At 57.8% G+C, this 13,855-nt stretch carries 11 protein-coding genes; 4 read left to right on the plus strand and 7 right to left on the minus strand.

Annotated elements, in window-relative coordinates; all coding sequences use genetic code 11:
* Positions 1 to 102 precede the first annotated feature (102 nt).
* On the plus strand, positions 103 to 1,041 hold the full coding sequence (gene ttcA, locus RZ35_RS06670; protein ID WP_026742601.1) for a tRNA 2-thiocytidine(32) synthetase TtcA: 939 nt from the start codon (positions 103 to 105) through the stop codon (positions 1,039 to 1,041).
* Positions 1,042 to 1,356: 315 nt separating this feature from the next.
* Here the strand turns inward: ttcA and zntB are convergent, their stop codons facing one another.
* Positions 1,357 to 2,346, minus strand: coding sequence for a zinc transporter ZntB (gene zntB / locus RZ35_RS06675; protein ID WP_026742602.1), 990 nt, complete (start codon positions 2,344 to 2,346; stop codon positions 1,357 to 1,359).
* A 95-nt stretch (positions 2,347 to 2,441) separates the two neighbouring features.
* Positions 2,442 to 4,058, minus strand: coding sequence for a peptide ABC transporter substrate-binding protein (locus RZ35_RS06680; RefSeq protein WP_026742603.1), 1,617 nt, complete (start codon positions 4,056 to 4,058; stop codon positions 2,442 to 2,444).
* A 433-nt stretch (positions 4,059 to 4,491) separates the two neighbouring features.
* Here RZ35_RS06680 and tpx point away from each other — a divergent pair, with 433 nt between their 5' ends.
* Positions 4,492 to 4,995, plus strand: coding sequence for a thiol peroxidase (tpx, locus tag RZ35_RS06685; protein WP_026742604.1), 504 nt, complete (start codon positions 4,492 to 4,494; stop codon positions 4,993 to 4,995).
* Positions 4,996 to 5,049: 54 nt separating this feature from the next.
* Here tpx and RZ35_RS06690 read toward each other — a convergent pair whose 3' ends face one another.
* Positions 5,050 to 6,507 carry an MFS transporter gene (locus RZ35_RS06690; RefSeq protein WP_026742605.1) on the minus strand — a complete coding sequence of 486 codons (1,458 nt, stop codon included), beginning with the start codon at positions 6,505 to 6,507 and terminating at the stop codon, positions 5,050 to 5,052.
* Positions 6,508 to 6,624: 117 nt separating this feature from the next.
* On the opposite strand from RZ35_RS06690, the gene RZ35_RS06695 reads away from it, so the two are divergent.
* Together RZ35_RS06695 and RZ35_RS06700 are read left to right on the plus strand one after the other, a co-directional pair.
* The gene (locus RZ35_RS06695) at positions 6,625 to 7,503 is read left to right on the plus strand and encodes a helix-turn-helix transcriptional regulator (protein ID WP_026742606.1); all 879 of its coding nucleotides are present in this window, start codon (positions 6,625 to 6,627) and stop codon (positions 7,501 to 7,503) included.
* A 42-nt stretch (positions 7,504 to 7,545) separates the two neighbouring features.
* A complete protein-coding gene (locus RZ35_RS06700; protein ID WP_026742607.1) occupies positions 7,546 to 8,082 on the plus strand; it encodes a GNAT family N-acetyltransferase in 537 nt (178 codons plus the stop codon).
* A 187-nt stretch (positions 8,083 to 8,269) separates the two neighbouring features.
* On the opposite strand, the gene tyrR is transcribed toward RZ35_RS06700, so the two are convergent.
* The 4 genes from tyrR to RZ35_RS06720 all read right to left on the minus strand — a co-directional run bounded on the left by tyrR (position 8,270) and on the right by RZ35_RS06720 (position 13,718).
* Positions 8,270 to 9,844 carry a transcriptional regulator TyrR gene (gene tyrR, locus RZ35_RS06705; RefSeq protein ID WP_026742608.1) on the minus strand — a complete coding sequence of 525 codons (1,575 nt, stop codon included), beginning with the start codon at positions 9,842 to 9,844 and terminating at the stop codon, positions 8,270 to 8,272.
* Positions 9,845 to 10,060: 216 nt separating this feature from the next.
* On the minus strand, positions 10,061 to 11,182 hold the full coding sequence (locus RZ35_RS06710; RefSeq protein WP_081825701.1) for an MFS transporter: 1,122 nt from the start codon (positions 11,180 to 11,182) through the stop codon (positions 10,061 to 10,063).
* Positions 11,183 to 11,283: 101 nt separating this feature from the next.
* Positions 11,284 to 12,324 carry a YcjF family protein gene (locus tag RZ35_RS06715; protein WP_026742609.1) on the minus strand — a complete coding sequence of 347 codons (1,041 nt, stop codon included), beginning with the start codon at positions 12,322 to 12,324 and terminating at the stop codon, positions 11,284 to 11,286.
* On the minus strand, positions 12,321 to 13,718 hold the full coding sequence (locus RZ35_RS06720) for a YcjX family GTP-binding protein (RefSeq protein ID WP_026742610.1): 1,398 nt from the start codon (positions 13,716 to 13,718) through the stop codon (positions 12,321 to 12,323). Before RZ35_RS06720 ends, RZ35_RS06715 begins: the two co-directional genes overlap by 4 nt.
* Positions 13,719 to 13,855: the final 137 nt, after the last annotated feature.

The raw sequence follows: 13,855 nt of genomic DNA on the forward strand, positions 1-13,855 counted from the left end.
AGAACAATGAGATAGCGATTGTGGCGACGCTTGATGATAAACTTGCCCGCCATAAGCTTTATGCCCTAACCCTGCCTAAACCTGAACGTGAGCCACAGTGAAATGTCAGAAATTCAATCGGTGACGCCCAAACAGCAGTACAACCTGAATAAACTCCAGAAGCGCTTGCGCCGCAACGTGGGCGAGGCCATCGCCGCGTTTAATATGATCGAAGACGGCGACCGTATCATGGTGTGCCTCTCCGGCGGCAAAGACAGCTACACCATGCTGGAAATATTGCGCAACCTGCAGCAGAGCGCGCCGATTCAGTTCTCGCTGGTCGCCGTGAATCTGGATCAGAAACAGCCGGGGTTCCCGGAGCACGTGTTGCCGGAGTATCTCGACAGCCTGGGCGTCGAGTATAAAATTGTTGAAGAGAACACCTACGGGATCGTCAAAGAGAAGATCCCCGAGGGTAAAACCACCTGTTCGCTCTGCTCGCGTCTACGCCGCGGCATTTTGTACCGCACCGCCACCGAACTCGGGGCCACCAAAATTGCGCTCGGCCACCATCGCGACGACATATTGCAGACTCTGTTCCTGAATATGTTTTACGGCGGCAAGCTCAAAGGCATGCCGCCCAAGCTGATGAGCGACGACGGTAAACACGTCGTAATCCGCCCGCTGGCCTTCTGTCGGGAAAAGGATATCGAGCGTTTCGCCGAGGCGAAGCACTTCCCGATCATCCCTTGTAATTTGTGCGGCTCGCAGCCCAACCTGCAGCGTCAGGTGATTAAAGATCTGCTGCGCGACTGGGATAAGCGCTATCCGGGACGCATCGAAACCATGTTCACCGCCATACAAAACGTCGTGCCATCCCATCTCGCCGACGAAACGCTGTTCGACTTCAAATCCATCACACATAACAGCGACGTAGTGGACGGCGGCGATCTGGCGTTCGATCGGGAAACATTCCCGCTACAGCCGCTGGGCTGGCAGCCTGGGGATGATGAGATTGCGCCGCCCGCCGATCAGCGGTTGGACGTCGTCGAAGTTAAATAAAGGCGGTAATTCGTCTGAAGCGGCCGGTCTCTGTACCGGCCGTTTTTGTTTTTAGCGCGGGGCGTTGTGATGCAGATGAAAAAAAAGCCGGCATAACATTGCCGGCTTGGTGTGAATTAAATGTGCTATGCAGTAATTCAAAAAAGGAAGTAAGACAATATGGAGCGCAACGCCCATCGCTTGACGTTGCATTCACCTGCAGCCGGAATCTTGCCGTATGCGCCGTTCTGGAATGTTGATGTTGCTCAAAGTTGAACGATTCTTTTGAGTGCCGGGCGATAATATCGCATTTCCTAACTTGAAATTTGGCGGATTTTACATCCACTTACTTCGTTTTAACCACCACGCAACCATTAGCACCATAAAGACCAGCATCATGCAGAAGGAGATAAAGCCAATCGAACTGCCTGAGCCTGGGATGCCCCCCAAATTGACGCCGAACAACCCCGTAAGAAAGGTCGTCGGTAGAAACAGCATTGCCAGCACCGACATATTATATGTTCGCCGGTTCATCGACTCCGCCATCAGGGTGTTGATCTCATCCGCGATGACAGCAGTGCGGGCAATGCTGCCGTCCAGGTCTTCCAGTCCCCTTCCCAACCGTTCGGCAATTTCCATCATCCGGCGACGATCATCATCCTGGAGCCAGAAAAGTTTTTCCCCCGACAGACGAGAGAAAATATCGCGCTGCGGCGTCATGTAACGGCGCAGTACAATCAGCTGTTTACGGATTAGCGATAGCTCGCCGCGCGCAGGCATCGCCTGTTCCAGCAGCGCATCCTCCAGGTCGATAATGCGCTCGTGAAGCTGGTCGATGAACTCGCTGGTATCGTCAGTCAGCGCCTCGGCGATGGACACCAGCCAACTGCTGCTATCCGTCGGGCCATTGCCTTCTTTCAAGTCGCTCATCACGGCATCGATGGCCGCCACTTTGCGGCGGCGCGTTGAGACAATCAGTTTATCGGTAATGTAGATGCGGAGCGCCACCAGCTCATCCGGCCGCGCGTCGCCATTGTAATTGATGCTGCGGAGCGTTATCAGCGTGCCTTCCCCCAGCCGACTGACGCGGGGCCGCGCGCTTTCTCCTGACAACGCGTCGCGCACCGTATCGGGCAACAACCGGGTTTCCTGCAGCCAGCGGCTGCTTTCGGGTTGGGTAGAGTCCAGATGCAGCCAGCAGGGCTGAGTGTTGTTGACGATTTCGTTATCTTTGATGGAAATGACGCCGCCTTTTCCATCCAACTGATAAGAAAATACGGCGCCCGTGCGCTGCAATGCGGTTCCATTAATCACGTCTGCTTCCACTCGGTTTCTCCCATTGACTCCCCTTAGTCACTATCTTAGCGTTTCTGACCATAACGGCAACGACCCCGCGGCGGCCGGCCGCGGCGCGCGCGAGATCAGTGTTTGGTGATATAGAGCATATGGCTGTAAGCCGTATCTTCAGGATTATTAATGGGATAGCCCTTGACCCAGGGTTTAATCAAGCGGGCGTTGGTGTACTGGTAAATGGGCGCAATCGGCGCTTCATGGGTGAGGATTCGCTCGGCCTGATTGTACTCCTGATTCAGCCTCTGGCTGTCGGTCTGCCCGCCACTGTTCTTCATCAGCCGATCGTACTCCGCATTTTTGAAGCGCGAGATATTGCCGCTGTGCTGTGCGGTCATCAGCGATAAAAACGTCGAGGGTTCGTTGTAGTCGCCGACCCAGGAAGCACGCACGACGTCGAAATTACCGCTATTTCGGTTATCGATATAGGTCTTCCATTCCTGGTTGACCAGTTTGACATCGACACCCAGCGTTTTTTTCCACATGGAGGCGACGGCGATAGCCACCTGTTTATTGGTTTCCTGCGTGTTATACAGCAGGGACAACTTTAGTGGGTTGCCCGGACCGTAACCGGCCGCGCCCATCAGCGCCTTGGCCTGCGCATCCAGTTCAGCCTGCGAGTACTGCTCCAGCTCGTTCTGTTCCGGCGTGAATCCGGAGGTCACGTCCGGCGTCAGACGGTAGGCCGGTTTCTCGCCTGTTCCCAAGACCTTCTGAGCAATCACCTGTCGGTCAATCGCAAACGACAACGCCTTGCGCACCCGCTGATCGCTGGTCGGCGCTCTTTGTGTGTTGAAAGCATAGTAATAGGTGCCCAATTGAGGAGGCGTATATACCTCACCCGGCAGCGTCTTCAACAGTTTTTGATACTGGTTTTTTGGAAACGATTCGGTGATGTCGATATCGCCGGCCAGATAGCGCTTGGCGGCGTTAGACTCCTGACTGATCGGCAGATAGGTCACTTTGCGCAGGACCGTGTGAGCATGATCCCAATAGTTTTCGTTCGGCGTCAGCACCAACTTTTCATTGACCACGCGTTCGTCCAGCTTGAACGCGCCATTGCCCACTAGGTGGCCGGGGCGAGTCCAGTCAGCGCCGTATTTTTCCACCGTGGCCCGATGGACGGGAAACAGGCTGAAGTTCGCCATCAGATTGACGAAATACGGCACCGGCCGACTCAGCATCACCTTCAGCGTGTGGTCATCCATCGCGACGACGCCCAGTTGGTCGGGAGGCAATTTACCCGCCAGAATTTCGTCGGCGTTGACCATCCCGGCCAGACTAGCGAACCAGCTGAATGAGGAGGTGTTGGCCGGCGTGACCAGACGACGCCAGCTGTAGACAAAGTCCTTCGCGGTGACCGGATCGCCGTTGGACCAGCGTGCGTTATTGCGCAGGATAAACGTAAACGTGCGGTTGTCGCTGGTCTGCCAGCGCTCTGCCACACCGGGAACGGGATTGCCGTGCTCATCCTGATTCACCAGCCCTTCGAACAGGTCGCGTATCACCGGAATTTCAGGCAATCCGACGGCTTTGATCGGGTCCAGAGAGGCGGGTTCATCCTTGATATGGCGGACCACTTCTTGTTTGACGTCCAGCACGGTGCCGGCGGGAACCTGCGCGGCGTTGACGGCGCCGGTCAGCGTCGCCAGCAGTCCGGCGCAAAGGGCGGAATAGCGAAATGGCATCATGTGTTCGTTCCTTAAAATAGCTGCTGCGCGGGTCGCAAAAGATACCGGCCCCAACGAACCTGTAAAAATCGGTCATTCAGCGCTGAGGTCAACATTTCTTCTATCACGGTATTTTCTCTACGGATCCCTCTGAAAAACGACATAAATCCCCCTTTCGGGCGATGCATTATCATAGCTTGAAATCAGATTTTGCCTATCGGAATGACGCCAAATCCAAACATTCATCGATAAGGTCCCCGCAGCATCGCTGCATGGCCCTTGGGGAAAAGGATACCGCGCTAAAAGTCTGCTATTCCGCCGAGGAAAAGGTTAAAACGTGACTTAACCGAGACTTAGGTCGTCTTAAGTCGACTTACTTTTTTATACCAATGTTGATAATGTTGCCCTACACTGAACACCTTGTTAACCACCTGTAATAAAGGACGCAACCATGTCAAAGAATGTACNCTTCCAAGGTCAACCGCTACCGGTTTCCGGCGAATTCCCCGCTGTAGGCAGCAAGGCCAAGGCTTTCTCACTGGTGGCAAAAGACCTTTCTGATATTCCGCTGAGCCATTACGCGGGCAAACGTAAAATCCTGAACATTTTCCCGAGCATTGATACCGGTGTTTGCGCGACCTCCGTGCGTAAATTTAATCAGCTGGCTTCTGAGCTGAGCAACACCGTCGTACTGTGCATCTCTGCGGATCTGCCTTTCGCTCAGGCGCGTTTCTGCGGCGCAGAAGGGCTGAACAACGTGGACGTGCTCTCCACGCTGCGTGGCGCCGAGTTCAAAGAAAACTACGGCGTTGCTATCGCCGATGGCGGTCTGAAGGGATTAACGGCGCGCGCCGTCGTTGTGCTGGATGAAAATGACGTTGTGCTGCACAGCGAACTGGTCGACGAAATCACGACTGAACCAAACTACGATAAGGCGCTGGCTTCCCTGAAATAAGCGGAATCCCCTGCCTCAGCATCCCGGCCGACCGCGCCGGGGTGCTGCTCTTCCTCACTCGCCCACAGCCAGAGCTTTCCTCTCACTTTGATTCGTTTCGGACCGCCTGTTTCGTCGATGCATCCAGCATGCCCCAACCACCAACAGCAACATCACACTCCACTCCACGCCCAACGAGGCGATCAGCGCAACGTCATGGCGTCCCTGAAACCTATGCAGCAGATGAACCAGCACGGAGCCTAAAACGATAGGCCCCATTCCCATCGCCGTCTGCAGTACCGTGGACAACAGCGCGCCGCCCGATCCTGCATGAGATAGCGGTACATCCGATAAAAAAATGCGATAAAAGCTGCTGACGATAAAAGCCTGACCAAACCCGATCAGACAGGTCGCGGGCAATAGCGTCCACAGCGTTGGCTCAGGCCAGACCAAAGCCAGCGTGGCCATGAGCAGCAGCAGTCCGCTCATCTGGATAGCGCTGCCGATCATTAAGGTAGGAATATTGCCCTTGCGTTCCGTCACCCGGCTGCTAAGCAACGAGGCAATGAAATACGCCGTCCCCAACCCGATGAAGCTGTTGCCAGATTCCAGAGGCGAAAATCCGGCGCCGGATTGCAGTACATAGGCGACGATAAACATGAAGCCGCTCCAGCTGGAGAAAAACAGCAGGGCAATGGCGCAACCGAAACGAACGCTGGAAAGGCGGAACAGCGCGGGAGGCAGTAAAGGCTCCTGCCGACGTCGCTCTTGACGTCGTTCAACCCACCACAACAGCGGAAACAGGCCAAAGCTCGCCGCCAGCGTCGCGATACAGCTCAAGGGCCAGTGCCATAGCGGCCCCAAAGCCAGAGGAAACAGCAGGCATGACAGGGCCAGCGCCAGCAATACGGTGCCGGGAAAATCAATCGCCTTGCGCTTATCGCTACGGGTGTTCGGCACCCAAAACGGCGCAAAAATCAGAATGAGCAGGCAGAACGGCAAATTCACCAGAAAGGCGCTGCGCCAGCCGTATCCACCAATATCCAGCTTCAGCAGGGTTCCGCCCAGCACTTGTCCAATGATGAAGGCCAATCCGCCGATGGCGCTGTAGAGCCCTAACGTCCGGGCATGCCGCCGTCCGCTCAGGCAGACATGGATCGTCGCCAGGATTTGCGGGACGGACAGCGCGGCGCCAATCCCTTGCAGCGTCCGCGCAAACAGCAGTAGCCATACGGACTGCGCAATACCGCATAACAGCGAGGCCACGCCGAACACGGCTACGCCTGCCATAAAAATCCGCCGCCGCCCGAGGTTATCGCCCAGACGTCCGCCCATCGCCAACGCGACGGCGAACGCTACACCGTAAACCGCGACAATCAGCTCCAGTTCCGCCGGACTCGCGGAGAGCGAACGGGCGATAGATTCCAGAGCGACGTTAACGATGGAAAAATCAATCATCGGCAGGAGTTGCCCGGCCAGTAATACCACCAGCCCGAGACGACTCAACCCATGTAATGGTGATCCTTGCTTCATTGTGTGTACCCATTGTATTCGTTATCCACGAGCGCTAGCATCGTGGTTAATGAAAACGGGTACCAGTTCTTGATTATCCTGGTATAAATTCCACCTGTCTGGCGCGGAGTCCTTGATATGTCAGCACTAACCACGGCCCCCCTTCCTGACAGTACCGAACAAAACCGCAGGCTTACGCTGGGGAAATTCCTGCGCACACGCAGAGAGAGTCTGGACCCGGAGCGGTTAGGGCTGTCTACCCCGCGTAAGCGGCGTACGCCGGGGCTGCGTCGAGAAGACGTCGCCCTGCTGGCGGATGTCGGTATCACTTGGTACACCTGGCTGGAACAGGGACGCCCTATCAAAACGTCCGTAAAAACGCTGCTGGCGATCGCCAAAGCGCTACAGTTTAACGAGGNGGAGACCCGGCACCTGTTCATGTTGGCAGAACTGCCCTTTTCGCCAACAGTGCGCGCCAGCTGCGAGAAAATCAACGAAGACAGCCAGACAATTCTGGACCAGCTTAACCCTTATCCCGCCGTCATCGTCAACGCCCGCTTCAGCATTCTGGGCTTCAATCAATCCTGGTGCCGGCTGCTCAATATCGATTTGAATCAGATCCCGCATGAAGATCGTAACTGCATCTATCTGGCCTTCACGCACCCTGACTGGCAGAAAGGCCTGGCGGACTTGCAGGAATTTCTTCCCAACATGGTCGCCATGTTTCGAGCGCGGCTGGTGGAACACAGCGGTGAACCGCTATGGGAAACGCTGTTGCAGCGCTGCCTGAACGAATCAGAGCTGTTTCGCCAGCTTTGGCACCAACGCTATGAAATACAGGGCGTGATAAACAAGGTGAAGCGTTTCCAGCATCCGCTGCTGGGCGTCATTTCTCTGCGGCAGATNAACTGGTGGACGGCCAGCCATAACGGCGATCGCATGCTGGTCTACATGCCCGCTGAGGCGCAGGATAAACAGATGCTGGAAAAATTGGCCCGGCTGGATTTCCCCGTCTGAAACGCCGAGGTTGCGTCCTATCGAAAAGCAGGAGAATGCACCATGTTTCCGTTAATCACGCCCCGTTTTTTTATTCGCCCTTTCACCCCGGACGATATCCCGCAGCTCGCTGAGGCCGTACGTGAGTCCAAAGATACCCTTGGGCGCTGGCTGTCTTGGTGCACCGATGAATACAGCATCCCCGAGATGTCACGCTGGGTCGCCCAGAGCGCGCTGCGGATTAAGGAAGGTATGGCGTTTGACCTTGCCATCATTGAACAAAACTCCGGGCGGCTGATGGGCTCCGTCGGCATCAACAGCATTCAATCCGGCTATCAGATGGGGAACATCGGCTATTGGGTGCGTCAATCCGAGCAAGGGCAGCAGATCGCTCTCGAGGCCGTAAAGGCGATCACCGCTTTCGGTTTCGACCAGCTGGGGCTTACCCGACTGGAGATTATCGCGGCTGAACACAACCTGCCGAGCCGCCGCATCGCAGAAAAAGCCGGAGCGCGTTTCGAAGGCATCGCTTACAACCGTCTGGTCATCCACGGCCACCCCACCGACGCCGCCATGTACTCGCTGATCCCTACGCGTTAATGCGTGGGTAAGAGAGACGCGACAGTCTTGCCCGCCGACCTCTCACAGACTGAAAAGAGTGATGGATTCAGGTCGCCGTGCGGCCGACGAGGAGCAAGGTCTTGGCTCATGCCGATGAGATGGCGGACGACACATCACGGTAAAGGAAATCAGCGAACCGTCAGGACGTACTGCCACGTCGCAACCTTTAGGAGGATGACTCCTCGTCGCCCGGCGCTTTACGTGCGCTCAGCCCATACTCGCGCAGCTTGTTGGCGATAGCAGTATGGGATACGCCCAGTCGTTTAGCCAGCTTGCGCGTGCTGGGATAGCTCTGGTAAAGGCGAGTCAGAACGGAGCGTTCGAACCGTTTGGTGATGTCATCCAGTGAACCTTCCAGCAGCGTTTCGCTGTGCGCCAGCGCAGAGGAGAACGCGGGTAAGTCGATATCCTGCAGAGTCAGCGTGTCGCCGTCCAACTGGGTCAGCGCCCGGTAAATGATATTTTTCAACTGCCGCACGTTGCCCGGCCAGCCATATTGGGGCAGAAGTTGTCGCACTTCGGGCGCGATGCGCGGATGACGCATTCCCTGTTCGTCCGCAAAACGCGCGACGAACAGCTCGACCAGCGGCATGACGTCTTCCGGACACGCCCGCAAAGGCGGAAGCTCCAGCGTCAACACGTTCAGGCGGTAATAAAGATCTTCCCGGAACTGGCCGCGCTGCACCAGTTCCAACAGATTCTTCTGCGTAGCGCAAATCACCCGCACGTCAACGTGCAGCTCGTGCTCTTCCCCCACCCGTCGGAACGTCCCATCGTTGAGAAAACGCAGCAGCTTGGTTTGCATTTGGGGCGACATTTCGCCGACCTCATCCAGCAGCACCGATCCGCCGTTCGCCTGCTCGAAGAAGCCTTTTTTGCCTTCCAGCGCATTCGGATAAGCGCCCGGCGCATGGCCGTAAAGCTCGCTTTCCATCACGTCGTCCGGCAAAGCCGCGCAGTTCAGAGCCAGAAAGGGCTGAGCGGAGCGGTGGCTACGCAGATGACAAGCGCGTGCCAGCATGTCTTTACCGGTGCCGGTTTCGCCGACGATCAGCAGCGGCGCATCCAACGGCGCCAGCTTACGCGCCCGCTCCATCACCTGACGCATTGTCGGACTGACGGCAACGACAGTGTCGAAAACGCGGTCGTCGTTCGCGGACAAATTTTGTAGCTGATGCCCCATCCGCGCCGTGGATTTGAGCATGATCAGCGCACCTGAGGCGATTGAATCTCCGCTCTCGTCGTTCAGATAGACCGGCGTAACCTCCAACAGGAAATCCCGGCCGCGGACCACGACGCGCTCCGTTTCCGATTTTGCGCCCTGCTCCAGCCAGCGGTTAAAGGCGTAGCGGCCAATTAATTGGTTGATGTTCAACTGAGAGACTTTATCCGCCGTCTGCCCAAACAGCGTCAGCGCTGCGGCGTTCATCATTTCGACGCGACCTTTAAGATCGACGGACAGAACGGCCTCGGGCATGGATTCCAGCAGCGCTTTCAACGCGCGATGCTCGCGTTCGGAAGGCATAAACGAAACGGTGCGGACATCGCTGACGCCTTGCGTACGCCGGATGTCCGCCATCAGCGCCCGAAAATCTTCGACGCGCAGCGAATCAACGTGGAGATAGATTCGTCCGGCAGCGGCAATTTCTATACCGCGCAGATCGATGTTGCGCAGCACCAGCAGATCCAACAGTTCACGAGTCAGACCCATACGGTCTTTACAAAAAACTTCCAGACGCATCAACATACCTTCTTCTTCAGGCGCGCGGGGGGACGAAAGCCGAATGATACCCTATTCGCCGTCGTCGGATGAAGCAGAGTGTCAGCAAAAGTTGACACTCTACTCAGGCCTGGCGTGTTCTGGCGGCGGCGCATCACGCCGCTTCATCAGGGCGATCGCCCCTCCCATCGCCAGCATCAGGATAGAGAGTGCGGACAGCAGCAGGAAGCTGACGGCCTAGTTGCCGAACAACGTATGAAGCCCGCCGGTCACCAGCGGTCCCACCGACGCCAGAGAATATCCCACGCCCTGTACGGCCGAAGAAAAGCGACGGTTTTCATCCAGATCGCGCGCGTGGTCCATGATCAGCATGAAAATCGCGGTAAAGCCGCCGCCCTGCGCGATACCGCTGGCCAACGACCAAAGCGGCCATTGATGCGGCCAGTAATACATCCCCGCCGGCGTCAGCATCCAAAATACGCCGACGATCGCCAGCAAGAATGCCCGAGGTACGCGCCATAGCGAGGCCACCATCGGTACGCCGAACGAACCGATTAGCGCCGTGATTTGGAAGACCGAGGCGATCAGACCGGCCTCCGCAAGGCTCATTCCCGCTTCCTGCGTTAAGTAGGCGGGCAGCCAGGCGGTCATGCCGTAGTAGATGAAAAGGTGAACGGTGAAGGCCGTCACCAGATACCACAGAATTGGCTGACGCCAGAACGTGAGCGACGGCAACGGCGACAGGCTAATTTGAACCTTGATCGGGACGGAGCCGCTCTCCGGCTGACGCGCGCCGCGTTTGCGTTGAATCACGCGTCCCCAGACCGCCAGCGCCACTATCGCCAGCACGCACCAGATCCCCAGCGCCACCCGCCAGCCAAACAGCAGCGCCAGCGGCGCGGTCAACGCGGAAGTCAACATAGTGCCGACATTAATGGCCGCCGTGTACAGTCCAGTGGCCATATTGCGCCGCTGATGGAAGTCCCGGGCGATCACCATCAGGCAGACGATATTGCCGACGGTCAGTGACGCGCCGATCGTCAACGTCCCCGCCAATGCCATCGTGACGCCGCCCATAGGCCGCAGCAGCGTCCCCACCGTCGCGCCAATCAGGGACACTATAATCGCCCTCTCTATGCCCATGCGAGAGATGAGTAGCGACGCCAACGGCGTCAGCAGGCCGAAGCACAGCACGGGGATCGTGGTCAGCAGCCCCGCGAGGGTCACGCTGATGTGAAGATCGGCGCGAATTTGGTCGATAACCGGCGCAATCGCGGTTAGGGGGCTGCGCAAATTGAGCGCGAGGGCAAGCAAAGCGAAAAGGATCAGAAGCGGCAACCGCAGTCGGTTATTACGCATAGTGGCATCACATGAAAAGGCGAACAGCCTGGTGTCATCGTGGATGCAATATACGCTTTTCCCTTCCTGCGATCACCGTTGGCGGCTCGGGGTCAGGCGAATTATTTTTTGTCGGCGAGCGTGGATTTCAGCTGGCCGACCAGCTCGCGTCGGAAATCCCCCAGGCGCGGCTTATCGTCCAGCCACGGCAACGGGCGGCACAGCTCCATCGCTTTGATGCCGAGACGCGCGGTCAGAAGCCCGGCCCCCAACCCCTGAGCGACGCGCGCGGACAGTCGGGCTGCGAGATCCTGCGACATCCAGTCCATTCCGATTTCACGCACCAGCTCGGATGCGCCGGCGAAAGCGACATTGAGCAGCACCAGACGAAACAGGCGAATGCGGCTAAAATAGCCCAATTCAATGCCGTATAGCGCGGCGATCCGATTGACCAGCCGCAGGTTGCGCCAGGCAATGAAAGCCATGTCCACCAACGCTAACGGACTCACGGCGACCATCAGGGCGGATTCGGCTGCATATCGGCTGATTTCTCGCCGCGCCTGCACGTCCAGCACCGGCTGCACCAGTTCCGCGTACAGCGCCACCACTTCCCGGTCGTTGTGGGTTTCATGCAGCGAGGCAAGCCATCGCTGCATCGCCGGGTGTCCGTGGTCCAGTTGCGCCTGCCGCGCCAGTTGTTCGCAAAATTCACGCCCCGCGCCCATCCCGTGGCTGTGCAACAACTCGGCGGCGCGGTCGCGCGCCTCCGCCCGTTGGCGCAGGCGGTATAGCCGACGCCACTCCATCGCCAGCGAGCCAACCCCCGCGCCGACGATCAGCGTTCCGGCGGCGATACCGCCGAGAGAAATCCAGTCCTGATTCAGCCACGCATGGTGAAGCGACTGTATGCCCTGCGCGACGGCGCTGGCGCCAAACAGCGCGACGCCAGCCATCGCCATGCGCCGCCACAGGCTGCGGCGTGGACGCAACGCGCGGCTGACGGCGGCTTCCGCCCCCCCCTCTTCCTGCTCGTTTTCCGTCAGCGTGGGCGTGAATTGATGAGCGTTCTCCTCGTCGAAAGTCACGTTGGGGCGCAACGTCGGCGGCAAGTCCATCGGCGACGCCTCTTCGAACCTCATTCGTGGTTTAAGCGGTTCAGTCATCGCATTTTATCCCCCAGTAAATAGTCCATCACCGTATCCAGGCGAATATGCGGCAGCGGCGTATCAATGCTCATTTCCGGCGGTCGAAAGGCATCGAAATGAAACCCTTGTTCGCGCCAGAATGCCGGTCCCGGAAGACGTGACGGCACTTCGCCGGGATAGACCGTCAGCGGCTCCCCATCGCTGAGCCGATGGCCCTTCAGCGCGGGAATTTTCTGCCCTTGGTGGTCGACCAGACCGCTTTGCGTCGCCTGCACGGAGGCAATCCCGGCACACTCCATGCTGATGCCCTCAAACGCCGCGTTTTGCCAGGCGTCCTGTACCAACTGCTGCAACAGCGACACCAGATTGGCGTGCTGATCGGTGGTGATATGATCCGCCTTTGTCGCGGCGAATATCAGCTTGTCGATACAGGGAGAGAACAGGNGGCGAAACAGCGTGCGTTTGCCGTAATGAAAGCTCTGCATCAGCTGCGTCAGCGCCAGGCGCATGTCGTTAAACGCCTGCACGCCGCTGTTCAACGGCTGCAAGCAGTCCACCAGCACAATCTGGCGGTCAAAGCGCACGAAGTGCTGCTTATAAAACCCCTTCACCACATGTTGACAGTAGTAATCAAAACGCTGACGCAACATGCCTATGTTGGTCGATGCGTCAGCCTGCGCCAGCGCGGACTCCTGCCCGTCGCGGCTCTGCGGCCAAGGGAAGAATTGTAGTACCGGCGCGCCCGCCAGATCGCCGGGCAGCACCAGTCGGCCCGGCTGAATAAAGTGCAGGCCTTCCCGTTTGCAGCGCAACAGATAATCCGTGTAGGCCTGAGCCACCGCCGCCAGTTGGTTCTCATCCGCAGGCGCTAAGGGATCCAGCTGTTCGCACAGCGACAGCCAAGGCTGCGCCCACGTGCGCCGTTCGCCCTGAAGCAGTCCGCTCATCTGATGGGACCAGTCCAAATAACGTTGCTCCAACATCGGCAGGTCCAGCAGCCACTCCCCCGGATAGTCGACGATTTCCAGATACAGCGTGGAGTTGTCTTTGAAATGCCGCAGCAGCGAGTCATTGGAGCGGTAGCGCAGCGCCAGTCTAATCTCGCTGACGCCGCGCGTCGGCGTCGGCCAGTCCGGCGGCTCGCCGTATAGCGCGGCCATGCCTTCGTCGTAGGCGAAGCGCGGTACGCCCAAATCACGCTGCGGGATGCGTCGCGCACCCAGCAAACGGTTTTCGCGTACGGGCGAAAACAGCGGCAGACGCGCGCCGTTATGCACCGACAACAGTTGATTGACCAGCGCCGTGATGAACGCGGTTTTTCCGCTGCGGCTCAGGCCAGTGACGGCCAGACGCAGATGACGGTCGACGCCGCGATTCATCAGCGCGCCGATGTCTTGCTGCAGTCGATTCAGGGGATTTGCCATGACGCTCCTTTCCCTGTGTGTCGCTTCTAAGGAAGATAATAGGTCAACGCTATTATGGTGCCCGACGGCAAAATGCGAAAGCGCACGTGTCGGGGTCATAGATAGGCCACGGCGTTAGCGCAGGC

Origin of the sequence: Lonsdalea quercina subsp. quercina (genome assembly GCF_000688655.1) — a bacterium.
GTDB classification, from domain to species: Bacteria; Pseudomonadota; Gammaproteobacteria; order Enterobacterales; family Enterobacteriaceae; genus Lonsdalea; species Lonsdalea quercina.